This window comes from Micrococcus sp. 63XJN7_6_ISO-PGPR-S23-444 (assembly GCF_058072765.1).
On sequence record NZ_CM176516.1, the window covers coordinates 622917 to 649826 of the forward strand.

The window sequence follows — 26910 nt, forward strand, 5'->3', positions numbered from 1 at the left end:
GTGGCCGGGCTGGTGGCGTTCTCCATTTCGTTCGCGGCGCTGTACGAGGTCGCGGCGTGGCTGGGGCTGCCGCCGTTCATGCATTGGGCAGTGCCGGTCTTCATAGACCTGGCGATCCTGGTCTACGCAGGCTCCGTACTGGTGCACGAGTCTCGAGGGGAGTCCGCGCGGGCGTCGTGGTGGGCGCTGGGGGCGTTCACGGGGCTGTCGATGATCGCCAACGGGGCGCATGCGTGGAGTGCTGAGAACGCGAGCGTGTGGCAGTCCGTGGTGGGTGCGCTCATCGCGGTGATGGTTCCGGTGGCGGTGTTCGTGGCCACGGATCAGCTGGCGCGGGTCGCGGTGGAGAACCCGGACTCGCGGCGGGCCGAGCGCGCATCGCAGGTGTCGGAGGAAGCAGAGCAGCTGAAGGCTCAGGCGGAGCTGGATCGTCAGCGCGCGGAGCTGGAGGCCGAACTCGCAGCGAGCCGCTGGCAGATCGAGGCCCAGCGGCGCGAGGCCGAGCGGGAGGCCGAGGTGGCCGAGGCTCGGCACCGGCAGGAGCTGGAACGGATGGAGCGTCAAGCCAAACTCGAGACCGAACGCGAGGCCCGCGAGGTTCCGCAGGCCGTGGTCGAGGAATCGCAGGTCGCCCAGGGGATCGAGGTCGTCGAGACCGTGGCGTCGTCAGAGCCGGTCGCCGCAGAGACGAAGACGGTGGAGAAGGCATCGGGTGCGGACATCACCGCATGGATCGTGGCCCGTGCGCAGGAGGGCCAGGTGCCCTCGGCGGCGGAGGTCGCAGAGAAGTTCGGGTGCTCAGAGCGCACCGGGCGCCGCCGCTTGGCCGATGCCCGTGGGTCAAGTCCCGAGTAGTGGTGTAACGCTCTGATCCTCCATTGGTGCTGCTAGGCGCTGAGTTCGAGGGTGGTTTCCGGTTCGGCGTTCACCTCGTTCCCGGTGTCGTCCACGGTGGTGAGGCGGCAGCGGGCCAACACCTCGAGGCCGAGGTAGCGGCGGCCCTCGGCCCACTCATCGGTCTGCTCAGCCAGCACCGCCCCGACCAGGCGCACGATCGCTGCCCGGTTCGGGAAGATGCCCACGGCGTCGGTGCGACGCCGGATCTCGCGGTTGAGCCGTTCGGCCGGGTTGTTCGACCAGATCTGGGTCCACACGTCCTTGGGGAACGTGGTGAACGCCAGGATGTCCGCCCGGGCACCATCGAGGTGTTCGGCCACCGCGGGCAGCTTTTCGCTGACGTAGTCCAGCAGCCGGTCGAACTGGGCGTCCACGCTGGCGGCGTCGGGCTGGTCATACACCGAGTGCAGCATGGCCTTCACGGCCGGCCACATGGACTTGGGGGTGATGCCCATCAGGTTCGCCGCGTAGTGGGTCCGGCACCGCTGCCAGGTCGCTCCGGGCAGGTTCGCGGCGATGGCGTCCTTGAGCCCGGTGTGGGCGTCGGAAGTGACCAGGCGGACTCCGGTCAGGCCCCGGGCCACCAGGTCGGCGAAGAACTCGTTCCACGCCGACCCCGTCTCCGAGGTGGCCACCCGCAGGCCGAGGACCTCGCGGTGGCCGTCACCATTGACCCCGGTGGCCAGCAGCACCACGGCGTTGACCACCCGGCCGCCCTCGCGGACCTTCATGCTCAGCGCGTCGGCGGCCACGAACGTGAACGGCCCAGCCTCCCCGAGCGGGCGATGACGGAAGGACTCGACCTGCTCGTCCAGCTCGGTGGCCATCCGCGAGACCTGGGACTTCGACAGCGCGTTGATCCCGAGGGTCTTGACCAGTTTGTCCATCCGCCGGGTCGAGACCCCGGCCAGGTAGCAGTCGGCGACCACCGTGATCAGCGCGGATTCGGCCCTTTTGCGGCGCTCGAGCAGCCACTCCGGGAAGTACGTGCCCGACCTGAGTTTGGGGATCGCCACGTCCAGGGTCCCGACCCGGGTGTCCAGGTCCCGGTGCCGGTACCCGTTGCGCTGGGTAGCTCGGCCCGGGGTGGGTTTACCCCATTCGGCGCCGACCACCGCGTCGGCGTCAGCGGAGAGCAGGGAGTTGATCACGGTCTGCAGCAACGAACGCATCAAATCCGGGGATGCTTCGGACAGGGCTTCGCCGAGCAGGCCGGCAGGGTCGACAATATGAGGAGCGGTCATCGTGATGACTCCGTTCGAGGATTCTGTGGAAGGTTGACTCGAAGGATCACACGGTGGCCGCGTCCACATCCGGAACGACGTGCCCAGTCACCGTGCGCTACACCACTCTATGGGGCACTACTTGCCCGTGAGGCGCACGCCGAGGCATTCGGGACCGAGGAGGAGCAGGCATGAGCATCGAAGCGATGAAGTGGGCGCAGAAAGTCGCGGAGACAGGCCAACTCAACACCGGCCAGGCGTTCGTGCTTTTGCTGCTGGGTGACCATGCGGACGAGGCGTGGTCGTGCCACCCGAGCCAGGAGTTGTTGGCCCGGCGGTCGGCCCAGACGGTGCGTTCGGTGGAGCGGCACATCGCCCGCCTGCGAGACCTGGGCCTGGTGGACACCGAGTCTCGCTACGGGGACGGGCGCGGGCGGATCGGCTTGGGGCGTGTCAGATGGTCTGTGTAAGCCGTACCGAGAGGAACGGTAAGAATCATGACCATGATCGACGAGAAGAACCCAGGCGAGCCCTCGGGCCAGGACCTGGTCGAGCAGCTGAAAGCCTCAGGGCAGCTTGATGCCCTGTTCGCGCAGATCGACGCGGGCGGCGTCGAGCTCACCGGTGACGGCGGGTTCGTGCCCGCGCTGGTCAAGGCCGCGCTCGAGCGGGGCCTGCAGGCCGAGCTGACCAGCCATCTGGGCTACGAGAAGGGCTCGAGCGAGGCGCCGAAGCACGCCAACTCCCGCAACGGGACCACCCCGAAGACCGTGGAGTCCGAGGTCGGGCCGATCGAGCTGGACGTCCCGCGAGACCGGGGCGGGTCGTTCACCCCGCGCCTGGTGCCCAAGGGCCAGCGGCGCCTCGGGGGCCTGGATGACATGATCATCAGCCTCTATGCCGGCGGAATGACGATCCGGGACATCCAGCACCACCTGGCCTCCACGATCGGCACGGACCTGTCGCACGAGACGATCTCCAACATCACCGACGCCGTGAGCGAAGAGGTCCTGGCGTGGCAGTCGCGGCCGCTGGAGGAGTTCTATCCGGTGATCTATCTCGACGCAATCCGGATCAAGATCCGAGAGAACAGCCAGGTCCTCAACCGTGCCGCCTACATCGCCGTCGGCGTGGACCTCGAGGGCATCAAGCACGTGCTGGGGATCTGGGTCCAGGACACCGAGGGCTCGGCGTTCTGGGCCCACGTCTGCGCCGATCTCGCCAACCGGGGCGTGCAGGACGTGCTGATCGTGTGCTGCGACGGGCTCAAGGGCCTGCCGGAGGCGATCGAGGCGACGTGGCCGGACTCGATGGTCCAGACCTGCGTGGTTCACCTGATCCGGGCCGCGATGCGGTTCGTGGCCTACCAGGACCGCAAGAAGGTCGCCGCCGCGCTGAAGCCGATCTACACCGCCCCCAACGAAGAGACCGCGAGGAAGGCGCTGGCCGAGTTCGAGGCCTCCGAGCTCGGCACGAAGTACCCGTCTGCAGCCGCGACCTGGGCGAACTCCTGGGAGCGGTTCATCCCGTTCCTGCAGTTCCCACCCATGCTCCGCAAGGTCATCTACACGACCAACAGCATCGAGTCGCTGAACTTCCAGCTACGGAAGGTGACCAAGAACCGCGGCCACTTCCCCTCGACCGAGGCGGCGGTGAAGCTGCTCTGGCTGGCGATCTGCAACATCGAAGACAAACGCGCCGCCGAACGCGCTCGGGACCGGGGCAAACCCGCCGGCCAGCGCAAAGCCCAGGGCCGGCTCGTCGAAGGCCAGGCCGTCACGAACTGGAAGCAGGCCCTCGCCCAGCTCGCCGCGGCCTACCCCGACCGGATCAACCCCTACCTGTGACCACCCCGCTTACACAGACAAGTTGACACGCCCTCGGCTTGAGGTACTACCTCCGCGAAGAGGCCCTGAACGACCTTGTCCAAGACGCCGAGACCCGCATGAACACGCGACCCGACAATCTGTCGGGTAAATCTGAGACCCGCACGAAGACGCGACCCGACAATCTGTCGGGTAAATCTGAGACCCGCACGAAGACGCGACCCGACAATCTGTCGGGTAAATCTGAGACCCGCATGAACACGCGACCCGACAATCTGTCGGGTGAGTCGACTCACCCGACAATTTCGGCGGACTCACCCGACAATCACGACTTTGCCGACTATAAGGATCGCGCGCGGACTAACCCTCAAGAACCCTCATCTGTCCGTCCGTCAGTCCGTCAGTCCGGTGCAGTGCGCGCGGAGACGACGACGGACGACGGACGACGGACCGATCAGGTCATCGACGGTGGGGAAGGCGTGGGGCTGGTCCATCGGGGTGTGGTCCTGGCGGACTTGGTTCAGCGGGTGCCGGCGGCTGCGGACCTCGGAGACGGGCAGCTGCGGTCCATCGTGGACGTGGTCTTGGCGCGGGCCTCGGGGCCGGTGCGCAAGCCCACGGCCTTCGTGGCGCGGTCCTTGGCCTCGGAGTTCGAGGAATTGGTCGCTGTGACCCGGCCCCGGCCGGTCGCCGTGACTCAGGCTCCGGCTGCTTCGGGGCAGGTGCGTGAGCTGCGGACCGGTGAGCCGTGCCAGGACCCGGACGTGCACATCCCGGCGTACGGGCAGGCCGTGCTTGCAGACTGCCCGCACTGCCGGCTGGAGCGGCGGGCGATGCCACGGGCGTTGATGGAGGCGGTGGACTGATGACCGGGCAGGCGGACCGGGTGGCTCCGGCGGGGATGGTGCTGGTGACCGGTGACGAGCTGGCGGAAGCGGTGGCCTCGGTGCGAGGCACGGTGGTGGCCGTACTCGGACCCTCGGGCAACGGCGACGTCGTCGAGGACGTGCTCCAGAGCACGTGGGAGTCCGCGTGGCACTCCCGGGAGCGGTTCGATCCGGACCGGGGTTCCCTGCGGACCTGGGTCGGCACCATCGCCCGGAACCGAGCGGTGGATCATCTGCGGGCGGTCGGCCGGTCGCGGGCGGGCCAGGAGGCGCTGGAGGCTTCCGCGGTGGCGCGGGAGAAGACCGCGGTGTCGACGGTCATGGAGGACCCGGCCGAGGCTGTGGTTGAAGCGCTGGCTGCACACCGGGAAGTCGCGGAGGTGATGCGGGTGGTCGAGTCGGTCATGGAGTCCTCGGAGATGACGGCCCGTGCCCTGGCCGTGGTGCTGGCGTTCGGGGATGACGTCGTGGCGGCATCGGAGGCGATGGGCGTCTCGGTGACCGCACTGCGTCAGGCCCGGCGTGAGCTGGTGCGCTGTGCCCGGGTGGTCCGGGCGGCGCAGGAGGTGGCCCGTTCGGGGCAGGCGGTGACGATGCGTGTGCTGATCAGCTGCCTTCCCGACGACGGGGACGCGGGGGACTGGGCGCGGCAGGTCGCGTTGGCCTGCGCGCAGGCGGGGGGCCGGATGGAAGCGGTCACGGTCGAGGACGTCATGCAGGCCACCGGGTTCAGCCACTCCACGAGTCGGCAGTACCTGGCCGAGACACGGCACCTGCTGAGGGTGGCGACAACGGTGATCCGAAACGAGAGGGCAGAGAAGTGAGCGAGCAGACGGAGTTCGAGCAGAGCCATGACGTCCCGGAGGGTCAGGAGCCGCGCGTGGTCTACGTAGAGCGGGACCGGGGACTGGTCGCGTCCGTGCGGCGACTGCGCCAGCGCGCAGGCGAGGCCGGGCGGCGGTGGGTGGCGGAGTCCGTGGACGCGCCGCTGCCGACGTCGTGGCAGGAGCGGGTACCGGACGCGTGGGACTCGGCGCGGGGTCGGTGGGTGATCGCGGCCGTGGCGCTGGCGGTGCTCGTGGTGTGGGTGCTGGTGGTGCAGGCGATGGCGCGCTGACAGACCTTCGCGGTGGGGACCGCGAACCCAGGACGAGACACGGCAACGAAGCAAGAGCGGGCCAGACGAGCGGCGAGGAGTCGGACATGTTGAACGGAATCAACCCGGACGGGCTGTCGGGGTGGTCACAGATCAGTGGATGGGTGGTCGGGACGCCGCTGGTCGTGCTGATCCTGGCGGTGGGGGCTGGCGTGGCGCTGGCGGTGTGGGGCAGGGCCTTGTTCTCACCTGGCGGGATGCGCAAGGGGTGGACGATGGTCGCGTTGGCGGCGGTGGGGGCGACGGTGCTGGGCGCTGGCACGGCCGGCACGAGCTGGGGGGCTGGGCTGGGGACGAGCGAGCTGATGCCCGCCGGGGCCAGGCCGCAGTCGGTCGCGATCGAGAAGAACGCCCCGAAGCAGACCTGCAACCGGCAGGCGGTGCGGGACTTCGACAAGGAGGAGCCGTCGCCGGATCGGGCAGAGCGTGAGCGTGTGATCAGTGCGTTGCTCGGTGGACAGCCCGCGTTGGACGGGTACGAGTGGGGCAAGGAGGCTACGGGCACGGAATCCTCGTACACGGTCGTCACATCGGTGAAGTGGTACGCCACGGGCGAGGTGAACGGGTCGGGTGAGCCGGACTGCTCGGCACAGAACGAGGCCACGGCCGAGTGCTCGCCGGTCGAGGTGCACGTGGCGCGTCAGTCGCTGACCAACGGTGCTCAGACCGGGCGGACCCTGACGCTGACGCGGGGTCAGAACTGCTCTTAATCTGATCTGCGAGTTGCCCCCACCTGCTGCGGATGCAGCGGGTGGGGGCTTTCTCGTGTGCGGGCCAGGTGACATGCGTGGCGGTGGGGCGCGTCGTACATCTGGCAGCGGGCGGGAGTTGCCCGTTCGGCCCGGAAGGTATCCAGGGGGCGTGTCAGATGGTCTGTGTAAGCCGTACCGAGAGGAACGGTAAGAATCATGACCATGATCGACGAGAAGAACCCAGGCGAGCCCTCGGGCCAGGACCTGGTCGAGCAGCTGAAAGCCTCAGGGCAGCTTGATGCCCTGTTCGCGCAGATCGACGCGGGCGGCGTCGAGCTCACCGGTGACGGCGGGTTCGTGCCCGCGCTGGTCAAGGCCGCGCTCGAGCGGGGCCTGCAGGCCGAGCTGACCAGCCATCTGGGCTACGAGAAGGGCTCGAGCGAGGCGCCGAAGCACGCCAACTCCCGCAACGGGACCACCCCGAAGACCGTGGAGTCCGAGGTCGGGCCGATCGAGCTGGACGTCCCGCGAGACCGGGGCGGGTCGTTCACCCCGCGCCTGGTGCCCAAGGGCCAGCGGCGCCTCGGGGGCCTGGATGACATGATCATCAGCCTCTATGCCGGCGGAATGACGATCCGGGACATCCAGCACCACCTGGCCTCCACGATCGGCACGGACCTGTCGCACGAGACGATCTCCAACATCACCGACGCCGTGAGCGAAGAGGTCCTGGCGTGGCAGTCGCGGCCGCTGGAGGAGTTCTATCCGGTGATCTATCTCGACGCAATCCGGATCAAGATCCGAGAGAACAGCCAGGTCCTCAACCGTGCCGCCTACATCGCCGTCGGCGTGGACCTCGAGGGCATCAAGCACGTGCTGGGGATCTGGGTCCAGGACACCGAGGGCTCGGCGTTCTGGGCCCACGTCTGCGCCGATCTCGCCAACCGGGGCGTGCAGGACGTGCTGATCGTGTGCTGCGACGGGCTCAAGGGCCTGCCGGAGGCGATCGAGGCGACGTGGCCGGACTCGATGGTCCAGACCTGCGTGGTTCACCTGATCCGGGCCGCGATGCGGTTCGTGGCCTACCAGGACCGCAAGAAGGTCGCCGCCGCGCTGAAGCCGATCTACACCGCCCCCAACGAAGAGACCGCGAGGAAGGCGCTGGCCGAGTTCGAGGCCTCCGAGCTCGGCACGAAGTACCCGTCTGCAGCCGCGACCTGGGCGAACTCCTGGGAGCGGTTCATCCCGTTCCTGCAGTTCCCACCCATGCTCCGCAAGGTCATCTACACGACCAACAGCATCGAGTCGCTGAACTTCCAGCTACGGAAGGTGACCAAGAACCGCGGCCACTTCCCCTCGACCGAGGCGGCGGTGAAGCTGCTCTGGCTGGCGATCTGCAACATCGAAGACAAACGCGCCGCCGAACGCGCTCGGGACCGGGGCAAACCCGCCGGCCAGCGCAAAGCCCAGGGCCGGCTCGTCGAAGGCCAGGCCGTCACGAACTGGAAGCAGGCCCTCGCCCAGCTCGCCGCGGCCTACCCCGACCGGATCAACCCCTACCTGTGACCACCCCGCTTACACAGACAAGTTGACACGCCCTGCGGGACCAGTACGCCTCGTTCGCTGAGCTCGAGGCCGCCTGCGCGGGGTTCATGGCCATGGTGAACTCCCGGGAGCACCGGGTGACCCGGCGCCGCCCGGACCACATGCTCGCCGAGGAGACCAGCGCGTTGCATCGGATCCCCGCCACGGCGCACACCGTGGCCTACGGGGTGGGACGGAAGGTGCCGGAGAACACGCCGATGGTCTCCTTCGAAAACGCCCAGTACTCGGTGCCCGCGCACCTGCTCGGGGCCGAGGTGTTCGTGCGCCATCACGGCACCGGACCGGACTCGATGGTGGTGATCATGCACGCCGGTGCGCAGGGGCCGGTGGAGGTCGCCCGGCACCGGGTGGCCCGGCCCGGGTCCCCGGCCATCGACGACGCGCACTTCCCCGGCCACGAGACGGACAAGGTGCCCGGGGACTACACCCCGGTGCCCCGTTCGGCGGCGGAGGCCGAGTTCCTGGCCATCGGGGCCGGAGCGAGGACCTGGCTGGTGGAGGCCGCCGCGGCCGGCACCAGCCGGATCGGTCAGAAGATGGCCGAGGCCGTCACCCTGGCCAAGCTCGCCGGCACCGACCAGGTCGACCGCGCCCTCGGGGTGGCCGCGGTGCACCAGCGCTTCGCCCACGGCGACCTGGCCTCCCTGCTCACCGCCGCCGGCCACCGCACCGGGATGCACACCGCCACCGAGGAACGGTCCCTGACCCAGGGCACCGCCGGCTGGGCCGGCCTCGGTACCTCCAACACCGAGGGGGCAGCCCGGTGAGCATCCACACCCCGAACACCGCCGCACCGGCGCTGCCGGCCGATTTGGAGGCGCTGTTGCGGCAGCTGAAGATGCCCCACGCCCGCGGTATCGCCGCCGAGGTACTGGCCACCGCCCGGGCCCAACGCTGGGAGCCGGCCGAGGTCCTCAAGGCCCTGCTGGTCGAGGAGACCACCGGTCGGGCCCGATCCATGCTCGCCGCCCGGCGCAAGGCCGCCGGGTTCCCCACCGGCAAGACCTTCACGACCTGGGATCCGGGCGCCTCCTCGATCCCGGCCCCGACCCAGCAGTCCCTGCGCACCCTGGAATGGCTCTCGCGCAGAGAGAACCTCGTGGTCTGCGGGCCCTCCGGCACCGGCAAGACCTTCTTCCTCGAGGCCCTGGGCCAGCAGGCCGTGGAGGAGGGCAAGCGGGTGGCCTGGTTCACCCTGGAGGACCTCGGGGCGATGATCCGGGCCCACCGGCCCGATGACACCATCACCAAAGCCGTCGCCCGAATCCTGCGCGCCGACCTGATCGTCATCGACGACATCGGCCTGCTGCCGGTCGCCGACGATGCCGCCGAGGGCCTCTACCGCATCGTGGACGCCGCCTACGAGAAACGCTCCGTAGCGATCAGCTCGAACCTGCACCCGGCCGGCTTCGACGAGCTGATGCCCAAGACCCTGGCCACCGCCACCGTGGACCGGCTCCTGCACCACGCCCACGTGTGCCAGACCACCGGAGACTCCGTACGGATGACCCAGGCAATGGCCGGGAAGGGAGTCATGCCACTGAACTGATCCCATCACGGTGGCCAGCACCACCACCCAAACGGGCAAACCAGCTGGCCACCAGTGGGCAGTTCTGATGGCCACCAGCGGGAAGAAACACTGGCCGCCTATGGGCAGAACTCAATGGCCCTTGACAGACCCTTCTCACGCGCCTGAATCTCGCCGTCATGGATCGACAGCACCTCGGTCTGTGCGCCAGCCCGCTCCAGAAGCGCCGCGCAGGCTCTGACTGACCGACATCAGGAAGCACTTCACGGCTGAGGAGAAGCTCTGTCTCTGCGCGAACAAGGCCGTCGCAGGCCGCGGCGGTGCAGCCGTGGTGGCTGGGTGCCTGGTGCACGAGGACCGGGGCTCGCAGTTCCGATCTGGCCTATTTCAGGACGCGCGCACCCGTCATGGGCCGATCGGCTTCGTACTCGACGTCCTGACGCGCGGTTCTGCCGGCCGGTCGGCCTGATCCCGCGCTCCGGGTGATCACGGCGTCGGATCGAGCCTGACAGGTCAGCGTCGGCGCCGTGGTGGATGGCATGCACCACCCCCACGAGCGCCGTGTCGCGTTCAGCACTCTGGTGGGCCTACCTGCCCCCTCACTCCGCCAGGAATTCCAGCAGGATCCGGTTGAACTCCTCGGAGTGGCTGGTGTTGAAGCCGTGCGGGGCATCCTTGACCAGTTCGACGCGGCTGCCGTCGATCGCCTTGTGCGTCCGCTTGCCGGAGCCCTCGAACGGCACGATCTGGTCGGCGTCGCCGTGCAGGACCAGGGCCGGCACAGTCACTGCGGGCAGGTCGCGGCGGAAGTCGGTGGCCCCGAACGCGTCCATGCAGGCCAGCGCCGCCGTCTGGTCGGACTGCAGCGCCATCCGGATGGCCTCCTGGCGCTGTTCCTCGGTGACCTTCAGGCTGCTGGTCAGGCCGGCGAGCTTGGGGGTGGAGAAGAACGTCGTCGTGAAGTCGTCGAAGAACGACTCGCGGTCCTTCTCGAGACCCGCGCGCATCTCGGCGGCCTGCTTCTCGGTCAGCGGGCCGTCCGGGTTGTCGTCGGTCTTCAGCAGGTACGGGGGCACGGCGCCGGCGAACACCACCGAGTGGATCCGGTCCGCGCCGAATCGGGACATGTAGCGCGCCACCTCGCCGCCGCCCATCGAGAAGCCCACGAGCGTCACGTCGCGCAAGTCGAGCTCGGTGAGCAGGCCGTACAGGTCGGCGGTCATCGTGTCGTAGTCGTAGCCGCCGGCGGGCTTCTCCGAGGCGCCGAAGCCGCGCCGGTCGTAGGTGATCACGCGATAGTGCGGGGACAGGGCTGCGACCTGGTCCTTCCAGGAGTCGAGGGTCAGCGGCCAGCCGTGGATGAGGACCACGGGGCGCCCATGGCCGGACTCCTCCACGTTCAGCCCGATCGTGCCGTGGTCCGTGGGGATCTGCATGAGGGTCATGTGCGCATGCCTTCCTGTGCTCTCGGGGGACGACGGCGGCGCTCGGCCGCCGCTTCCTCCTCACGCTAGGCACGCGCTCGGCACGTGTCAGGCTTCGGCCTCCGCCATCCTGCGCAGCGTCAGCGCGTTGAAGGCGGCGTGGCCGTGGTTGTCGTTGTAGAAGGAGACGTGAGCGGGCCGTGCGCCCGCCGCGTCCGCGCCGGTCAGCTCCCGCAGCCGCCCCACCCAGGGGCGAGCTCGGCGTCGGAGAACGATCCGCCGTAGCGCCGGTCCGGGTCCGCGTTGTGGAAGCGCACGTAGGCGAGACACCCGGTCGCGCTCCGTGCAGTGGTCGAGCTGATCGGCGATCCGCAGCCCCTGCGGGTAGAAGGTCCCGCGCCCGTGCTTGTAGATCCAGCCGGAGGTCCCGATCCGCACATCCAGCCCCCGACGACACTCCCGGCCCGGGTCCCCGGGTCTTGCCATGACCTGCCGCTGGGCCCGATTGCCCCGGTCCAGTGAACGCCGTGACCGGCCCGGCGCCCGCCCGCGACCCGGGCGCCCGCCCACTACTGTGCCAGGAATGGACATGACGCGATTCGACGACGACCTGCGCGCGATGCTCGACGAGGTGGAGTCCGACCGTCGCGGTGAGCCCTCCGACTACCTCGAGGACGTCGCCGGCCAGCATGTGGACGGCCTCGCCGTGGCGGTGTGCACGGTGGACGGTCACCAGGCCGCCGCCGGGGAGACCGAGCACGCCTTCGCGCTGCAGTCGGTCTCCAAGGCCCTCACCTACGCGGTGGTGCTGCAGGAGATCGGCCTGGACCACGTGCTGGAGGACGTGGGCGTCGAGCCCTCCGGTGAGTCGTTCAACCACCTGTCCCTGCACGACGACGGCCGGCCGTACAACCCGCTGATCAACGCCGGCGCCATCCTGGTCCACGCCCTCCTGCCCGCCGGGGACGAGGATGAGCGGACGGCCCTGCTGCTGCGCCGCTACAGCGCGATGGCCGGCGTCGAGCTGGAGGTCTGCGAGGACGTCCTCGACGCCGAGCGCACCCGCGCCGACCGCAACCTGGGCCTGGCCCACCTGCTCGCCGACGCCGGCCGGCTGCCCATCTCGGCCCGCGAGGCCGTGGCCGGGTACCTCGCGCAGTGCTCGGTCCTGGTCACCGCACCCCAGCTGGCCGTCATGGGCGCCACCCTCGCCGCTGGCGGCACGAACCCCGTGACGGGGGAGCGGGTGCTGGACGAGTGGGTAGCGCAGCAGGCGATGTCCGTGATGCTCACCTGCGGCATGTACGACGCCAGCGGCCAGTGGGTGGCCGAGGTCGGCGTGCCCGCGAAGTCCGGCGTCTCGGGCGCGCTGCTCGGCGCCGTGCCCGGGGCCCTGGGCATCGCCACGTGGTCGCCGCGCCTGGACGAGCAAGGTAACTCCCGGCGTGGCATCGGGTTGTTCGAGGGGCTCAGCGCACGCTGGGACCTGCACGTGCTCCAGCACCGTGGCGCCCTGCGCGGCCTCAGCGGGCCCCGCTGACCCCGCGTTGACGCCTAGCCGCCGCGGCGCCGTCGTCGCGTGGGCCACGCCGCCGACGACGCCGCGCCCCGTCCCTTGTCACCCTCTGGCGCTCGCCTCGTAGCATCGGGCCCATGACCACTCCAGAGAAGAAGGACGACGCCCCCGCGATCCCCGTGCAGGACTCCCAGCTGGCCCACGACGACCCGCGCACCCGCCACCCGAAGCTCCGCGTCGCCAAGCAGCGCCAGCCCGAGCCGGGCCTGGACGTGAAGACGGATCCCGTCCCGGACATCGGTCTGGACTCGTACCGGGGGATGGGCCGGCTGACCGGCCGCAAGGCCCTGATCACCGGCGGCGACTCCGGCATCGGTGCCGCGGTCGCCATCGCCTACGCCCGTGAGGGCGCGGACGTCGCCATCGCCTACCTGCCTCAGGAGCAGCCCGACGCCGACCGCGTCCTGGCGGCGATCGAGGCGGCCGGGCGCACCGCCGTCGCGTTGCCGGGCGACCTGATGGACGCCGACTACCGCGCCGCCCTCGTGGACGAGGCGGCGAAGCGCCTCGGCGGCCTGGACATCCTCGTGAACAACGCGGGCAAGCAGTTCATCTCCGATGACCTGGCCGATCTCACGGACGAGCAGGTCCACGAGACGTTCCAGATCAACATCATGTCCATGTTCACGCTCAGCCGCGCCGCGCTGAAGCACATGGGCCCGGGCAGCACGATCGTGAACACCACCTCGGTGCAGGCCTACAACCCCAACCCGAGGCTCCTCGACTACGCCGCCACCAAGGGCGCCATCAACAACTTCACCAAGGGCCTGGCCGAGCAGCTCGGCCCGAAGGGCATCCGCGTCAACGCGGTGGCGCCCGGGCCCATCTGGACGGTGCAGCACGTGTCCTACGGTGAGCCCGAGGAGAAGCTGCCCGAGTTCGGCCACAGCACCCCCATCGGCCGCGCCGGCCAGCCCGTGGAGATGGCGCCCGCCTATGTGTTCCTTGCCTCGGGCGAGTCCAGCTACGTCAACGGCGAGACCCTCAACGCCAACGGCGGCACGCCCACCCCGTGACCGCCCGCCTCCTCGCCGACGTCGACACCGGCATCGACGATGCCTGCGCCCTGCTCCACCTCGTCGGCGCCCACCGCCTGGGTGTCGGCCCCGAGCTCGCAGCCGTCACGACCACGGGAGGCAACGCGACCGCCCGGGACTGCGCCCTGAACACGGCTGCGGTGCTGGACCTGGCCGGTCGGGCCGACGTCGAGGTGGCCGTCGGTGCCGAGACCCCGTTGCGTCGGCCCGCGGCCATCACCCCGGAGACCCACGGCGACGGCGGTCTCGGCCACGCCCGGATCGAGCGGCGCCCCGAGCGGCTCTCGCCCCGGCCCGCCGTGGACGTGTGGCTGGACGAGCTGCGGGCCCACCCCGGGGAGACGACGATCCTCTGCACCGCGCCGCTGACGAACCTGGCCCTCGCGCTGCGCGTCGAGCCGCGCCTGCCGTTCCTCGCCCGCGGCATCGTGATCATGGGCGGCTCCTTCTATCATCCGGGCAACACCACGCCCACCGCCGAGTGGAACACCTGGGTGGACCCGGACGCCGCGAAGGAGGTGTTCGCGGCCTTCGAGGGCCTGCCCGAGGATCGCCTGCCGGTGGTCTGCGCGCTCGAGACCACGGAGCGGATCGAGTACACGCCGGCCCTGCTGGACGGCCTCTTGGCCGACGCCGGGGCCCGCCCCGTCGGCTGGTCCGCGGACCGGCCGCGGGTCGCCGGGCCGGACGCCGCCACCGGCAGCCCCGTCCTGGACGTGCTCGCCGACGCACTGCGCTTCTACTTCGAGTTCCACCACGACTACGACCAGGGCTACATCGCCCACCTGCACGACCTCTTCGCCGCCCAGGTGGCCGCGGGCCAGGCCCGCATCGCCACGCGGGCCACCGTCGTCGATGTCGAGGCGGACTCGGAGCTGCTGCGCGGCACCACCGTCCACGACACGCGGGACATCTGGGGCAGGCGCCCCAACGCCCAGCTCGTCACGGCCAACGACCCCGCGGAGGTGTTCGCGGCCTTCGCCCGCGCGGTGGGCGCCGTCGTCGCGGGGGAGCGCACGCTCGACGGCGGTTCCCCGGCCCGGTGACCGCCGTCGGGAATGCCCCCCGTCCGCGTGCGGTTGCATCCGACGCATCCGCCCGACCCCGACCTCCCAGGAGTGCCCCCATGACCAGCGTGCCCACCGTCCCGTTCCACGACGGCCAGCAGATCCCGCAGCTCGGACTCGGCGTGTGGCAGGTCGAGGACGACGTCGCGGCCGACGTCGTCGAGCAGGCGATCCGCGCCGGCTACCGCCACATCGACACCGCCGCGATCTACGGGAACGAGGAGGGCGTGGGCCGCGGCATCGCCGCGTCCGGCGTCGCCCGCGAGGAGCTGTTCCTCACCACCAAGGTGTGGAACTCGGACCAGGGCTACGAGGAGGCGCTCGCCGCCCTCGACGTCTCGCTGGACAAGCTCGGCACCGACTACGTCGACCTCTACCTCATCCACTGGGCCAAGCCTGCGCAGGGGAAGTACCTGGAGACGTGGAAGGCCCTGATCGAGGCGCAGAAGCAGGGCAAGGTGCGCTCGATCGGCGTCTCCAACTTCCCGGCCGCCCAGCTCGAGGAGATCATCGAGGCCACCGGTGTGGTGCCCGTGATCCACCAGGTCGAGACCCACCCGTACTGGCAGCAGCGTGAGCTGCGCGAGGTCGAGGGCCGCCACGGCATCGTCCACGAGTCCTGGTCCCCGCTCGGTCAGGGCGGCGACCTCCTCGCCGACCCCGTGGTCACGGAGATCGCCGAGGCCCGCGGCGCGACGCCGGCCCAGGTGGTCATCGCGTGGCACCTCGCCCACGGCTTCGTGGTCATTCCCAAGTCCGTGACGCCCGAGCGCATCGTCTCGAACCTCGAGGCCGCGGGGGTGGAGCTGACCGACGACGACGTCGCCCGGATCGACGCGCTGGACCGCGAGGACGGCCGTCTCGGCCCCGACCCGGCGGTCATCGACTTCTGATCCAGCCGCCACCGCGCGCACCCGGCCCGTCCCCCTGGGGGCGGGCCGGTGATAGCTTTGCTCGAGAATGCCCGGCGACCGCCGCGCCGCCCGGGCGCATCTGTCCAGGCACTCCACGGAAGGCATGCACCATGTCCCACCAGGCTCCCCCCGCCGATGCGTCGAAGGTCCGCGCGCCGCGGACCGCCGTCCCGGTGACCCCGCAGACCCGCGCGAGCTCGCTGACCGACCTGCTCGGCGCCCTCGTGCGCCTGTTGCCCCTGCAGATGAAGGACGAGCTCGAGCTCGCCAAGAGGCACGTGGCCGCGAAGGGCAAGAAGGCCGGCATCGGCGCCGGCATCGCGGTGGTGGGCCTGTTCTTCCTCGCACTCATGGTGGTCGCCCTCGTGGTGACCCTGATCGGCGCCTTCGCCGACCCGACCTTCTGGTTCCCGGCGCTGATGGTGGCGCTGGCGTTCCTCGTGCTCGGCCTGATCTTCGCCGGCGTCGGCCTCATGATGGTCAAGGGCGCCATGCCGCTCGTGCCGCAGGAGACCGTGCGCAACCTCGAGTACGACCTCGGCTACCTCAAGGAGGGCAACGCCTTCGACCCGGCCGAGTACGACCGCCTCAAGGCGGAGCGCGCCGAGGCCAAGCGCGTCGAGGCCGCCCGCGAGGCCGAGCGGAAGAAGGTGGAGAAGAAGGAGAACAAGAAGGCCCGCAAGAACGGCGAGGCCGCTCCCCACCCGGGCCGTGACGACGCCACCGAGGCGGAGATCCGCCGTCGTGCCGACCTGCGCCGCCGCCACCTGGGCGACATCCGCTCCGGCCTGGACGAGAAGACCAGCGTGAAGGGCCAGCTCGCGGCCTTCGCCGCCCAGCGCAAGGGTCGCGGGGTCACCCCCGAGACCGCGCACGCCACCGAGCAGACCGCGCCGTTCACCAGTGCCGCCCGCGCGGGGGAGCGGACCGCCGAGGCCGAGGACTACGTGAAGGACAACTGGCAGCCGCTCGCGCTGCTCGGCGCCTCCTCCGCCGCGTTCGTGGCGCTCGCCGGCCGCCTGCGCCGCCGCTGATCCGAGGGCGCCCGCCCTCCCAGCCCCCGAGGCCCCGATCCCCACGGATCGGGGCCTCGTCGTCTGCGGGGAGGGGCGACGGCGTCGGTAGGCTGGGCGTGTGGGGCGCCCGGCGGGGGCGTCCGCCCGCGGACCCTGGAGGAGTGACCCATGCGTGTGATCGACGTCGGCCTGCGCGAGGGCCACGAGTACCGCGTCCGCGACACCTGGCTGACCGTGCCGAACCTCATCACCCTGGCCCGCTTCGCCCTGGTCCCGGTGTTCGTGTGGCTCACCGTCGACGGCCGACACCTGGACGCGTTCGTGATCCTCGCCGTGCTCTCCGGCACGGACTGGGTGGACGGCTACGTGGCGCGCCGGTTCGACATGATCTCCACGGTCGGGCGGTGGCTCGACCCGGTGGCGGACCGCCTCTCCCTGCTGGTGGTGGCCGTGACGTTCGTGGCCACCGGCATCGCCCCGCTCTGGCTCGCCCTGGCCATCGCGATCCCGGACGTCGTGCTCGCCGCCGTGTGCCTGTGGCTGTTCGGCGGCAGCCCGGACCTGCCGGTCACGGTCCTGGGCAAGGTGCGCACCGCGCTGCTGCTGGTGGGCACGCCCCTGCTGCTGCTCGCCCGTGTGCCGGGGGTCGACGGCGGCCCGTGGAGCGGCGTGACCCTGGCTCTGGTCGGGGCCGGTTGCCTGCTGCACATCCTCGCCGCGGGGGACTACCTCGTGCGCGCGGTGGGCAAGGCCCGCGGCCTGCGGGCGGACGGTCAGGACCCGCGCGAGGGCCCGTCCCGCCGGGGCTGACCCCGGCGCATGGTCGTGCCGGCGCCGACGGTTGCTACCGTGGGACGCGCGCCGTGCCCGCGGCCGATCCTCACGGCACGGGCCGGGCGCCGTCGTGCCATCGCCACCACAGAGAGGGACCGCCGTGTCCGACCGTCCCGGGATCGCCGCCGACCGCCCCCTGAAGGTGCTGATCGCTGCTGACACCTATCCGCCGCACGTCAACGGGGCCGCCACCTTCGGCCACCGCCTCGCCACGGCGCTGCACGCGCGCGGCCACGAGGTCCACGTCGTGATGCCGCGCGGCGAGGCCGGCCCGGACACCGTGGAGCACCGGCCGGAGGCCACCGTGCACCTGCTGCGCTCCCTGCCGGCGCCGACGCACGAGTACTACCGCGTGGTGCTCCCGCGGCACGCCAAGACCTCCTTCCGCCGCATCTACCGCGAGGTCCAGCCGGACGTCGTGCACGCCCAGTGCCACTACATGATCGGCGAGGCCGCCATCAACGAGGCCGAGCGGCGCCGCATCCGGATCGTCTCCACGAACCACTTCATGCCGGAGAACCTCGAGCCGTTCCTGCCGTTCCCGCAGTGGTTCCTGGACACCGTCTCCCGGGTGTCGTGGAAGGACATGGGTCGACTCATGGGCAAGGGCGCGGTGGTCACCACCCCCACGGCCCTCGCCGCGCAGGCCATGGCCGAGCACGCCGGCCTGGACAACGTTCTCCCGGTCTCCAACGGCATCGACGCGAGCGCCTACGAGCTGCAGCCGGGGGAGAGGGTGGACCATCCCGGCCATCCGGTCGTGCTCTTCGTGGGGCGGCTGGCCGTGGAGAAGAACGTGGAGGTGCTGATCCGTGCGATCGCGCACCTGGCCCGCACCCGCCCCGACCTGGACGTGCACGCCGAGATCGTCGGCGACGGCGAGCAGCGCGACCGCATCCGTGCCACGGTGGACGAGGAGGGGGTGGCCGACCGCGTCCTGCTGCGCGGCCACGTCTCCGAGGAGGAGCTGCGGGCGGCCTACCTGCGCGCCGACGTGTTCTGCCAGCCGGGCACGGCGGAGCTGCAGTCCCTCGTGACCCTCGAGGCGCTCAGCGCGTCCACCCCGGTGGTCCTCGCGGACGCCCTCGCGTTGCCCCACCTCGTGGACGAGGGCGTCAACGGCCACCTCTTCCCGCCCGGGGACCACGTGGCCCTGGCCGATCGGATCGCCCGGATCCTCGACCTCTCGGACGCGGACCGCGCCGCCATGGGCGAGGCGTCCCACGCGAAGGCCCTGCATCATTCCGCCCAGAAGACGGTGGACATCTTCGAGCGCCTCTACCGCGGCGCGACGGCCGCCGAGGTCCGCGCGATGCTCTGAGACCCGTCGGTAGGATGGGCGGGTCCCGCGCGATGCCGCGGGGGAGGGGCGTTAGCTCAGTCGGTCAGAGCAGGGGACTCATAATCCCTGGGTCGCGGGTTCAAGTCCCGCACGCCCTACAGAAAACGGCCCCCGGCCGCGCGGTATGGCGCGGGCCGGGGGCCGTCGTCGTGCCGGTGCTCAGTAGCGGGCGGCCACCGCGAGCATGTCGGACTTCATGATCGTCGTGGAGGTGAACACTAGGCCCGCGTCCTCGTTGAGGGCGTGGGCGAGCTGGCCGCCGCCCATGTACATGGCCGTGTGGTAGATGCGGCCGGTGGACTGGTTCGCATAGAACACGAGGTCGCCGGGCTGGGCCTGGGAGATCGGCACGTAGGACTTCGCGGCGAGGTACTGGTCGCCGGCGCGGCGCGGGATGGAGATGCCGGCCCGGGCCATGGCCTGCTGGGTGAGGCCGGAGCAGTCGAAGCCGGAGGGGCCGTTGCCGCCCCACACGTAATAGGAGGACGGGTTCCGGACGGCGGAGCGCACGTAGTCGACGGCAGCCTGCTTGGACGCGGGCGCCGGCGCAGGGGCGACGGCGGGGGCGCTGGAGGTGGAGACCGAGGTGGTCTTCAGGACCATCCCCGGGTGGAGCATGGTCGAGGAGCTCATGCCGTTGATGGACTGCAGGATCGAGGCGGACACCCCCGTGCGGTAGGAGATGATCCACCAGCCGTCGCCGGCCAGCACGGTGTAGGTCGAGCCCGAGGTGGACGGCGCCGGGGCCGGGGTCGGGGTGGCAGTGCCGGAGGTCTTGAGGACCATGCCGGGATGCAGCACGGTCGCGGCGGTCATGCCGTTGAGCGACTGCAACCTGGACATGGAGACGCCGGTGCGCTGGGCGATGATCCACCAGCCGTCGCCGGAGCGGACGGTGTAGGCGGTCTCGGCGGCCTGGGCGGTCTCGGCGACGGACACGGTGCCGACGCCGGTCAGGGCGGCGGCGCCCAGGGCGAGGGCCACGGAGGCGGCGGCGGTGCGGGGGGCGCGACGCACAGCGGCGTGCGAGGAGGTCACGGACATCGGATCTTCTTCCCGGACAGGACCTGCGGCCCGTGAGGGCGGTGCCTCCGGGCGATGCCCGGAACGAGGCCGGACCGCGGGTGCGAGTTGACGAGCAGTGCGGATGACCGGGTACGCGAGGACGCGGAGGAAGCCCCGGTGTGGCGGATCGGCTGTAACCGATCCGTGATCAAGATACACGATCGTTATCGAAACGCAATCAGAAATTCGGATGACGTCCAGGTGGCCGATCGGCGCTCGACGCGCCCCGGTCGGCACCTACCGTGCGCGGCTGTCCCCGCCCCTCTCCGGCGCGGCGCTAGCGTGGTGCGGGTGAGCCCCTCCCGCCCCCTGCGCCTGCTGATGGACGCCCGCTACACCCGCACCGACTTCCACGACGGCATCTCCCGCTACGGCGCGAGCCTCATCGAGGCGGTCGCCCGCCGGACCGACGCGCCGGGCCCGGAGGGGGCCGACGTCGAGGTCGAAGTCGCGATGCTGATCTCGGACGAACGACAGCTGGCCCTGCTCCCGGACGGCGTGCCGTGGCACCTCGTCTCCGGCCCCACCTCCCCACGCGAGCCGTTCGTGGCCCGTCAGGTCGCGCGCCTGCGACCGGACGTCGTCTTCTCGCCCATGCAGACCATGGGGTCGTGGGGGCGGGACTACGCGCTGATCCTCACGCTCCACGACCTCATCTACTACGAGCACCGCACCCCGCCGCGGAACCTGCCCGAGCCGATCCGCTGGCTGTGGCGGGCCTACCACCTGACCAAGACCCCGCAGCGGCTCCTGCTCGACCGCGCGGACGCGGTCGCCACGGTCTCCCGGACGACGGCGGAGCTCATCGACCGGCACCGCCTCACCCGGCGTCCGGTCCACGTCATCGCCAATGCGGCGCAGACGGTACCGGAGCCGCGTGACCCGGACGAGACCCCGGACCGCACGCTGCTCTACATGGGCTCGTTCATGGACTACAAGGACGTCGAGTCCCTCGTGGCGGCCGCGCCCCTGCTGCCGGGCTACGCGCTGCACCTGCTCTCCCGCATCAGCCCGGAGCGCCGCGGGCAGCTCGAGGCCCGGCTGGCCGCGCGCCGCGCCGGCGCAGGGGCCGCCGGCGCGGACGTGGTCTTCCACGACGGCACCGACGAGGCCGAGTACGTGCGCCTGCTCCGCCGGGCCACCGCGGCCGTCACCCTCTCCCGCGCCGAGGGCTTCGGCCTGCCCGTGGCCGAGGCGATGGCCCATGGCACGCCGGTGGTGTGCTCGGACCTGCCGATCTTCCGCGAGATCGCCGGCGCGGGCACCCCGTCCTTCCGGGGTGTCCCGCTCGAGGGGGACCGGGCGGCCGCGCTCGCGGCCCGCGTGCGGGAGCTCGAGGACCCCGCCGAGTTCGCCGCGGCCTCCCGGGCGAGCGTCGCCCAGGCGGCCCGGTTCAGCTGGGACGAGTCCGCCCGCCGGCTTCTGGACCTCACGGCCGCGCTGGGTGTGGCGCGGCGTGCGGCCAGAGCACGGACGGGCCGCTCCAGCCGATGAGCACCAGCGGGTCGAGGTAGCGGTCGAAGGCCGCGTCCCCCACCCGCCAGCCATCGGGCTCCCGCACGCCCCAGTGCACGCACGCCCGCGGGCAGTGGGGTGGCGCCCCGGCCAGTCGCCCCACGGGGTCGCCCGCGTCGACGACGGCCCCCACCGCGACGTCGGCCTCCACCGGCTCGAGGGAGCTGCGGGTCCCGTTCGCGTGCTCGAGGGTCAGCACGGGGCGGTCGACCACGACCCCGGCGAACACGACCCGGCCCGCCGCCGGCGCCTGGATCGGAGCCCCGGTCTGCACGGCGAGGTCCACGCCCCGGTGCCCCCGACTCCACGGTCGCTCGGGTGCGACGAACGCGCGGAGCACGTCATCCGGGGCGGCGCCGGCGACGGGCGGGTGCCACGCGACCGGCGCGGCCGTCGCGCCCGGACCTGCCGGGGACGCCGCGACGAGGAGCAGCGCGTCACGCGTGGACGGTGCGGGCGTGGCCCGGGACACGGGGCCGAGGTCGCCCATCCCCAGGGCGAGGACGAGCCAGGCGAGCAGGGCTGCCGCGACGCACCCCGCGATGCGCGGACGCGGGAGCGGACGGGGGAGGAGCGTGCGAGGGGTCATGGCGTCAGCCTGGCGTTCCGGGCGGCCGCGTGGCAGGCCCGCAGTCCCATCGTGGAGAGCGCCCGCCGCACCGGCCCCTGTGCAGGAGTCGGCGATGGGAGCGGGCGCCCACCTGGGGTAGGATTCACCTCAGCGGTGTCCTGTGGCCGGCCCTGTGCTGTGCCCCGGACGCCGACTCCGCGCATCGCGGTGGGTCGCTTCAGCGGCCCAGCCCCCACGCTCGGTCCCGTCCCCGCCGTCCTCCTGGAGAGGACGTCGGCGCGGGTGCTCGTGGGGCCCGGCAGCCCGCCGTCGTGGTGCCAGGGGCCGCCCGACCGGGCCGGCCGCCAACCGTCAAGAAATCGACCGGCAGACCGCCCGCGCGTGAAGCGCGGGGTGCCACGGCTGCCACAGAAGGGAACGTCATGCCCGTCGTGACCATGCGCCAGCTCCTCGACTCCGGTGTCCACTTCGGCCACCAGACCCGCCGCTGGAACCCCAAGATGAAGCGCTTCATCTTCACCGAGCGCAACGGCATCTACATCATCGACCTCCAGCAGTCGCTGTCCTACATCGACCGCGCCTACGAGTTCGTCAAGGAGACCGTCGCCCACGGCGGCACCATCCTGTTCGTCGGCACCAAGAAGCAGGCCCAGGAGGCCATCGCGGAGCAGGCCGGTCGCGTGGGCATGCCCTACGTGAACCACCGCTGGCTCGGCGGCATGCTGACCAACTTCTCCACCGTCTCCAAGCGCGTGCAGCGCATGAAGGAGCTCGAGGAGATCGACTTCGAGGACGTGGCCGGCTCGCAGTTCACCAAGAAGGAGCTGCTGCTGCTCAACCGTGAGCTCGAGAAGCTGCAGGCCAACCTCGGCGGCATCCGCAACATGGCCAAGACCCCCTCCGCCGTGTGGGTCGTGGACACCAAGAAGGAGCACCTGGCCGTCGACGAGGCCCAGAAGCTCGGCATCCCGGTCGTCGCCATCCTGGACACCAACTGCGATCCGGACGAGGTCGCCTACCCGATCCCGGGCAACGACGACGCCATCCGCTCCGTGAACCTGCTGACCCGCGTGGTCGCGGACGCCGTCGCCGAGGGCCTGATCGCCCGTCAGGGCGGCAAGTCCGGCCAGGCGGCCGCCGAGCCGATGGCCGAGTGGGAGCGCGAGCTGCTCGAGCAGCACAACGCCCAGCAGGCCGAGCAGGCCGAGGCCCCTGCCGCCGAGGCGCCGGCCGAGCAGGCCGAGGCCCCCGCCGCCGAGGCGCCGGCCGAGCAGGCCGAGGCCCCCGCCGCCGAGGCCGCCCCGCAGGGCGAGTGATCCCGGCCGGTCCGTCGGCCTGGCCCCACCCGGCCGGGCCGACGGGCCGGTTCAGACCCCGAACATCCCGCACAACCCACACCACGGGAAGGACCGAACGAGCATGGCGAACTACACCGCTGCTGACATCAAGGCCCTGCGCGAGCGCACCGGCGCCGGCATGATGGACGTGAAGAAGGCTCTGGACGAGGCCAACGGCGACGCCGAGAAGGCCATCGAGATCATCCGCGTGAAGGGCCTCAAGGGCGCCACCAAGCGCGAGGGCCGCTCCGCCGCCGAGGGCCTCGTGGCCGCGACCGTCGAGAACGGCGTCGGCGTCATGATCGAGCTCAACTGCGAGACCGACTTCGTGGCCAAGGCCGACAAGTTCATCGCCCTGGGCGACGTGGTGCTGCGCGCCGCCGTCGCCTCCGGCGCCACCGACGTCGACGGCCTGCTGGCCTCCGACTACGAGGGCCGCACCCTGGGCGACTACGTGACCGAGGAGGGCGCCCTGCTGGGCGAGAAGGTGGCCGTGCGCCGCCTGGCCCGCGTGGAGGGCGCCTACGTGGACGCCTACCTGCACAAGACCTCCAAGGACCTGCCGGCCCAGGTGGGCGTGCTCCTCGCCGTGGACGCCGACTCCGCCGAGGCCAAGACCGCCGCGCACGACATCGCCGTGCACACCGCGGCCTACTCGCCCACGTACCTCACCCGTGAGGACGTGCCGGCCGAGACCGTCGAGAACGAGCGTCGCATCGCCGATGAGACCGCCCGTGCCGAGGGCAAGCCGGAGCAGGCCCTGCCGAAGATCGTGGAGGGCCGCCTGACCGGCTTCTTCAAGGAGATCGTGCTCGTGGACCAGCCGTTCGCGAAGGACCCGAAGCAGACCGTCGGCAAGGTCGCCTCCGACGCCGGCACCAACGTCACCGGGTTCGCCCGCTTCCGCGTCGGCAACTGACCGCCGCACCCGGACCGGCCGCTCCCGGTCCACGCCCCGCGGGGGCGTAGGATCGGGAGCGACCCGAGGTCCACTCCGGCGCCGGATGGCGCCGACGACCATCGCATGACGGGGTGGCCGCCCCGACCGGGCGGCCACCCCGTCCGCGTGTCCGCCCCCGGGACGGCCGTCCCCGGCCCGACCCCCCACCGACCAGGAGATGCTTCCCATGGAGACGAACCGCGCCCCCGAGGACCCGACCACCGCCCACGCCCCGCAGACCTCGGACGACACCGGCCGCCGTCGCGTGCTCCTCAAGCTCTCGGGCGAGGTGTTCGGCGGCGGCAAGATCGGCGTGGACCCGGAGACCGTCCGCGGCATCGCCGAGCAGATCGCCGCCGCGGCGGACCAGGTGGAGATCGCGATCGTCGTCGGCGGCGGCAACTTCTTCCGTGGCGCCGAGCTGTCCGAGAACGGGATGGACCGCCGTCGGGCCGACTACATGGGCATGCTCGGCACCGTGATGAACTGCCTGGCCCTGCAGGACTTCCTCATCCAGGCCGGGGTCACCACGCGCGTGCAGTCCGCCATCCACATGGAGCAGGTGGCGGAGTCCTACATCCCGCTGCGCGCCATCCGCCACATGCAGAAGGGCCGCGTCGTGATCTTCGGCGCAGGCACCGGCCTGCCCTACTTCTCCACGGACACCGTGGCGGCCCAGCGTGCCCTCGAGGTCGGGGCGGACGAGGTCCTGATGGCCAAGTCCGGCGTGGACGGCGTCTACACCGCGGACCCCAAGAAGGACCCCACCGCCGAGCGTCTCACGCACCTGACCTACGACGAGGCGCTGCTGCGGAACATCCGCGTGATGGACCTGACCGCCATGACCATGTGCAAGGACAACGACCTGGACATGCGCGTGTTCGGCATGGAGGGCCCGGGCAACGTGACCCGCGCCCTGCTCGGCGAGCCGATCGGCACCACCGTCACCGTCTGAGGCGCGCCGCGTAGGATGGCGGCAGACCTGTTCCACCACACCGAGGAGACACCGTGATCCAGGAGACCCTGCAGTCCGCCGAAGAGCAGATGGACCGCACCATCGAGGCCACGCGTGAGGACTTCGCCTCCGTGCGCACGGGCCGCGCCAACCCGGGCCTCTACTCCAAGGTGATGGTTGACTACTACGGCTCGTTCACCCCGCTGCAGCAGCTGGCGTCCTTCACCACCACGGACGCCCGCACGCTGCTCATCACCCCGTTCGACCAGTCGGCCCTGCGCAACATCGAGAAGGCGCTGTCCGAGTCCGAGGTCGGCGCGAACCCGTCCAACGACGGCAAGGTCATCCGCATCGTGATGCCGGAGCTGACCGAGGAGCGCCGCAAGGAGTACGTGAAGCTGGTCAAGTCCAAGGCGGAGGAGCACAAGATCTCCGTGCGCAATGCCCGCCGCAAGGCCAAGGAGGCCATGGACAAGGCCGTCAAGGACGGCGAGGTCGGCGAGGACGAGGGTGCCCGCGGCGAGAAGGAGCTGGACGCGCTCACCAAACGCCACGTCGAGCTCATCGACGAGATGGCCAAGAACAAGGAGCAGGAGCTGCTGGAGGTCTGATCCTCCCGCCGTCCGCGCTCGCCCCATGACCTCCGCCGTGTCCACCTCGCCCGCACCCCCGCGCGGCGGCCGCGACCTCAAGTCCGCCGTCCTCGTGGGGGTGGGGCTGCTGGCGACGGCGCTGGTCGGCCTCTTCTGGCTCGACTGGCTGCTGGTCCTCCTCGTGGTCGCCCTGCTGGTCGGCGCGGTGTCCGAGATCGCGACGGCGGTGCGCGGCATCGGCCTGGACGTGCCGCGGCCCCCGCTCTGGGTGGCCGCGGCGGTCCTGCCGCTCACCGCGTGGCGGTGGGGGGTGCCCGCGCTGTTCATCGCCCTGGTGGCATGCCTGGCGCTGGTGGCCGTGTGGACGGCGCTGACGCGGCGGCGTCCGGCGGGCCAGTTCATGCTCGCGGGCGTGTTCATCGTGCTGTGGGCGCCGTTCCTGCTCTCCTTCGCCGCGGCGCTCCTGGACGAGCCGCTGGGGCACCGCATGGTGGCGGTCCTGCTGCTGATGGTGGTCTCCAACGACACGTTCGGCTACATCGTGGGCTACCGCCTCGGCCGCACCCCGATCGCCCCGCGCATCAGCCCCAAGAAGTCCTGGGAGGGCCTGGCCGGCTCCCTGGCGGGCTCGGTGCTGGTGGGCGTCGTCGCCGTCCCCCTGCTGGTCGGCCAGCCGTGGTGGGTCGGCGCCGTCCTCGGCGTGACCACCGTCGCCGCCGCCACCTCGGGGGACTTCTCCGAGTCCATGGTCAAGCGTGAGCTCGGCATCAAGGACATGTCCTCCGCCCTGCCCGGCCACGGCGGCGTGATGGACCGCCTGGACTCCCTCGTGTTCGCCGCGCCGGTGGCCTACACCGTGCTGGCGCTGCCCCTGACCTGATCCACCCCTCGACCCGGCACGTCCGGGACC

At 71.1% G+C, this 26910-nt stretch carries 27 protein-coding genes, 1 tRNA gene and 1 pseudogene; 24 read left to right on the plus strand and 5 right to left on the minus strand.

All coding sequences use genetic code 11. The features are described 5' to 3' along the window. Positions 1 to 855, plus strand: coding sequence for a DUF2637 domain-containing protein (locus AC3RJ9_RS02865; protein ID WP_342344725.1), 855 nt, complete (start codon positions 1 to 3; stop codon positions 853 to 855). A gap of 32 nt (positions 856 to 887) precedes the next feature. On the opposite strand, the gene AC3RJ9_RS02870 is transcribed toward AC3RJ9_RS02865, so the two are convergent. Further along, positions 888 to 2141: an IS256-like element ISMlu1 family transposase gene (locus AC3RJ9_RS02870; protein WP_010078638.1), complete on the minus strand. Its 1254-nt coding sequence runs from the start codon at positions 2139 to 2141 to the stop codon at positions 888 to 890. Positions 2142 to 2311: 170 nt separating this feature from the next. On the opposite strand from AC3RJ9_RS02870, the gene AC3RJ9_RS02875 reads away from it, so the two are divergent. The 9 genes and pseudogenes from AC3RJ9_RS02875 to istB all read left to right on the plus strand — a co-directional run bounded on the left by AC3RJ9_RS02875 (position 2312) and on the right by istB (position 9835). Then, positions 2312 to 2590, plus strand: coding sequence for a helix-turn-helix domain-containing protein (locus AC3RJ9_RS02875; RefSeq protein ID WP_236557123.1), 279 nt, complete (start codon positions 2312 to 2314; stop codon positions 2588 to 2590). Between the two features lie 33 nt (positions 2591 to 2623). Next, positions 2624 to 3967 carry an IS256-like element ISMlu11 family transposase gene (locus AC3RJ9_RS02880; RefSeq protein WP_012750929.1) on the plus strand — a complete coding sequence of 448 codons (1344 nt, stop codon included), beginning with the start codon at positions 2624 to 2626 and terminating at the stop codon, positions 3965 to 3967. Between the two features lie 38 nt (positions 3968 to 4005). After that, a complete protein-coding gene (locus AC3RJ9_RS02885) occupies positions 4006 to 4812 on the plus strand; it encodes a helix-turn-helix domain-containing protein (protein ID WP_241252432.1) in 807 nt (268 codons plus the stop codon). Continuing rightward, the gene (locus tag AC3RJ9_RS02890) at positions 4812 to 5657 is read left to right on the plus strand and encodes an RNA polymerase sigma factor (RefSeq protein ID WP_227449005.1); all 846 of its coding nucleotides are present in this window, start codon (positions 4812 to 4814) and stop codon (positions 5655 to 5657) included. Before AC3RJ9_RS02885 ends, AC3RJ9_RS02890 begins: the two co-directional genes overlap by 1 nt. Continuing rightward, positions 5654 to 5950, plus strand: coding sequence for a hypothetical protein (locus AC3RJ9_RS02895; protein WP_036340685.1), 297 nt, complete (start codon positions 5654 to 5656; stop codon positions 5948 to 5950). The genes AC3RJ9_RS02890 and AC3RJ9_RS02895 overlap by 4 nt, the downstream gene beginning before the upstream one ends. An 86-nt stretch (positions 5951 to 6036) precedes the next feature. Further along, positions 6037 to 6699, plus strand: a complete 663-nt coding sequence (locus tag AC3RJ9_RS02900; protein ID WP_123244412.1) for a hypothetical protein — start codon at positions 6037 to 6039, stop codon at positions 6697 to 6699. A 204-nt stretch (positions 6700 to 6903) separates the two neighbouring features. After that, complete coding sequence (locus AC3RJ9_RS02905; RefSeq protein ID WP_012750929.1) at positions 6904 to 8247, plus strand: IS256-like element ISMlu11 family transposase; 1344 nt, start codon at positions 6904 to 6906, stop codon at positions 8245 to 8247. Positions 8248 to 8279: 32 nt separating this feature from the next. Next, a pseudogene (locus AC3RJ9_RS02910) lies at positions 8280 to 9053 on the plus strand (IS21-like element ISMlu14 family transposase); the annotation flags it as partial. Next, positions 9050 to 9835 (plus strand): IS21-like element helper ATPase IstB, encoded by a 786-nt coding sequence (istB, locus tag AC3RJ9_RS02915; protein WP_010078636.1) that lies wholly within the window; start codon positions 9050 to 9052, stop codon positions 9833 to 9835. The pseudogene AC3RJ9_RS02910 and the gene istB, both read left to right, overlap by 4 nt. Before the next feature lie 578 nt (positions 9836 to 10413). On the opposite strand, the gene AC3RJ9_RS02920 is transcribed toward istB, so the two are convergent. Further along, the gene (locus AC3RJ9_RS02920) at positions 10414 to 11259 is read right to left on the minus strand and encodes an alpha/beta fold hydrolase (protein WP_020626611.1); all 846 of its coding nucleotides are present in this window, start codon (positions 11257 to 11259) and stop codon (positions 10414 to 10416) included. An 87-nt stretch (positions 11260 to 11346) separates the two neighbouring features. Continuing rightward, positions 11347 to 11724 carry a hypothetical protein gene (locus tag AC3RJ9_RS02925; RefSeq protein ID WP_152743227.1) on the minus strand — a complete coding sequence of 126 codons (378 nt, stop codon included), beginning with the start codon at positions 11722 to 11724 and terminating at the stop codon, positions 11347 to 11349. Between the two features lie 103 nt (positions 11725 to 11827). Here AC3RJ9_RS02925 and glsA point away from each other — a divergent pair, with 103 nt between their 5' ends. From glsA to AC3RJ9_RS02965, 8 genes are all read left to right on the plus strand, one after another. Then, entirely contained in the window at positions 11828 to 12778 is a 951-nt protein-coding gene (gene glsA, locus AC3RJ9_RS02930) for a glutaminase A (protein WP_069941728.1), read from the plus strand. 113 nt (positions 12779 to 12891) lie between these two features. Beyond that, positions 12892 to 13830: an SDR family oxidoreductase gene (locus AC3RJ9_RS02935; RefSeq protein WP_095347636.1), complete on the plus strand. Its 939-nt coding sequence runs from the start codon at positions 12892 to 12894 to the stop codon at positions 13828 to 13830. Next, positions 13827 to 14897 (plus strand): nucleoside hydrolase, encoded by a 1071-nt coding sequence (locus tag AC3RJ9_RS02940; RefSeq protein ID WP_095347637.1) that lies wholly within the window; start codon positions 13827 to 13829, stop codon positions 14895 to 14897. Before AC3RJ9_RS02935 ends, AC3RJ9_RS02940 begins: the two co-directional genes overlap by 4 nt. A gap of 80 nt (positions 14898 to 14977) precedes the next feature. Next, on the plus strand, positions 14978 to 15811 hold the full coding sequence (locus AC3RJ9_RS02945) for an aldo/keto reductase (RefSeq protein WP_144918980.1): 834 nt from the start codon (positions 14978 to 14980) through the stop codon (positions 15809 to 15811). Between the two features lie 131 nt (positions 15812 to 15942). After that, entirely contained in the window at positions 15943 to 16866 is a 924-nt protein-coding gene (locus tag AC3RJ9_RS02950) for a phage holin family protein (RefSeq protein ID WP_170747675.1), read from the plus strand. 150 nt (positions 16867 to 17016) lie between these two features. Continuing rightward, on the plus strand, positions 17017 to 17658 hold the full coding sequence (locus tag AC3RJ9_RS02955) for a CDP-alcohol phosphatidyltransferase family protein (protein WP_134416501.1): 642 nt from the start codon (positions 17017 to 17019) through the stop codon (positions 17656 to 17658). A gap of 124 nt (positions 17659 to 17782) precedes the next feature. After that, entirely contained in the window at positions 17783 to 19003 is a 1221-nt protein-coding gene (locus tag AC3RJ9_RS02960) for a glycosyltransferase (protein ID WP_489727702.1), read from the plus strand. Between the two features lie 45 nt (positions 19004 to 19048). Next, positions 19049 to 19122, plus strand: a tRNA-Ile gene (locus AC3RJ9_RS02965). 61 nt (positions 19123 to 19183) lie between these two features. On the opposite strand, the gene AC3RJ9_RS02970 is transcribed toward AC3RJ9_RS02965, so the two are convergent. Further along, positions 19184 to 20068, minus strand: coding sequence for a LysM peptidoglycan-binding domain-containing C40 family peptidase (locus AC3RJ9_RS02970; RefSeq protein WP_036339471.1), 885 nt, complete (start codon positions 20066 to 20068; stop codon positions 19184 to 19186). Between the two features lie 312 nt (positions 20069 to 20380). On the opposite strand from AC3RJ9_RS02970, the gene AC3RJ9_RS02975 reads away from it, so the two are divergent. Continuing rightward, a complete protein-coding gene (locus tag AC3RJ9_RS02975; protein WP_081097755.1) occupies positions 20381 to 21583 on the plus strand; it encodes a glycosyltransferase in 1203 nt (400 codons plus the stop codon). Here AC3RJ9_RS02975 and AC3RJ9_RS02980 read toward each other — a convergent pair. After that, positions 21519 to 22193: a M23 family metallopeptidase gene (locus AC3RJ9_RS02980; protein WP_060974055.1), complete on the minus strand. Its 675-nt coding sequence runs from the start codon at positions 22191 to 22193 to the stop codon at positions 21519 to 21521. The two genes, AC3RJ9_RS02975 and AC3RJ9_RS02980, sit on opposite strands and share 65 nt — an antisense overlap. Positions 22194 to 22597: 404 nt before the next feature. Here AC3RJ9_RS02980 and rpsB point away from each other — a divergent pair, with 404 nt between their 5' ends. The 5 genes from rpsB (at position 22598) to AC3RJ9_RS03005 (ending at position 26880) form a co-directional block, all read left to right on the plus strand. After that, positions 22598 to 23491: a 30S ribosomal protein S2 gene (gene rpsB / locus AC3RJ9_RS02985; RefSeq protein WP_041105092.1), complete on the plus strand. Its 894-nt coding sequence runs from the start codon at positions 22598 to 22600 to the stop codon at positions 23489 to 23491. 103 nt (positions 23492 to 23594) lie between these two features. Next, positions 23595 to 24431: a translation elongation factor Ts gene (gene tsf / locus AC3RJ9_RS02990; RefSeq protein WP_095353901.1), complete on the plus strand. Its 837-nt coding sequence runs from the start codon at positions 23595 to 23597 to the stop codon at positions 24429 to 24431. A gap of 208 nt (positions 24432 to 24639) precedes the next feature. Beyond that, on the plus strand, positions 24640 to 25407 hold the full coding sequence (pyrH, locus tag AC3RJ9_RS02995) for a UMP kinase (RefSeq protein WP_002857706.1): 768 nt from the start codon (positions 24640 to 24642) through the stop codon (positions 25405 to 25407). A 53-nt stretch (positions 25408 to 25460) separates the two neighbouring features. Then, positions 25461 to 26018, plus strand: a complete 558-nt coding sequence (gene frr / locus AC3RJ9_RS03000) for a ribosome recycling factor (protein ID WP_036314042.1) — start codon at positions 25461 to 25463, stop codon at positions 26016 to 26018. A gap of 25 nt (positions 26019 to 26043) precedes the next feature. Continuing rightward, the gene (locus AC3RJ9_RS03005) at positions 26044 to 26880 is read left to right on the plus strand and encodes a phosphatidate cytidylyltransferase (RefSeq protein ID WP_119217442.1); all 837 of its coding nucleotides are present in this window, start codon (positions 26044 to 26046) and stop codon (positions 26878 to 26880) included. Positions 26881 to 26910: the final 30 nt, after the last annotated feature.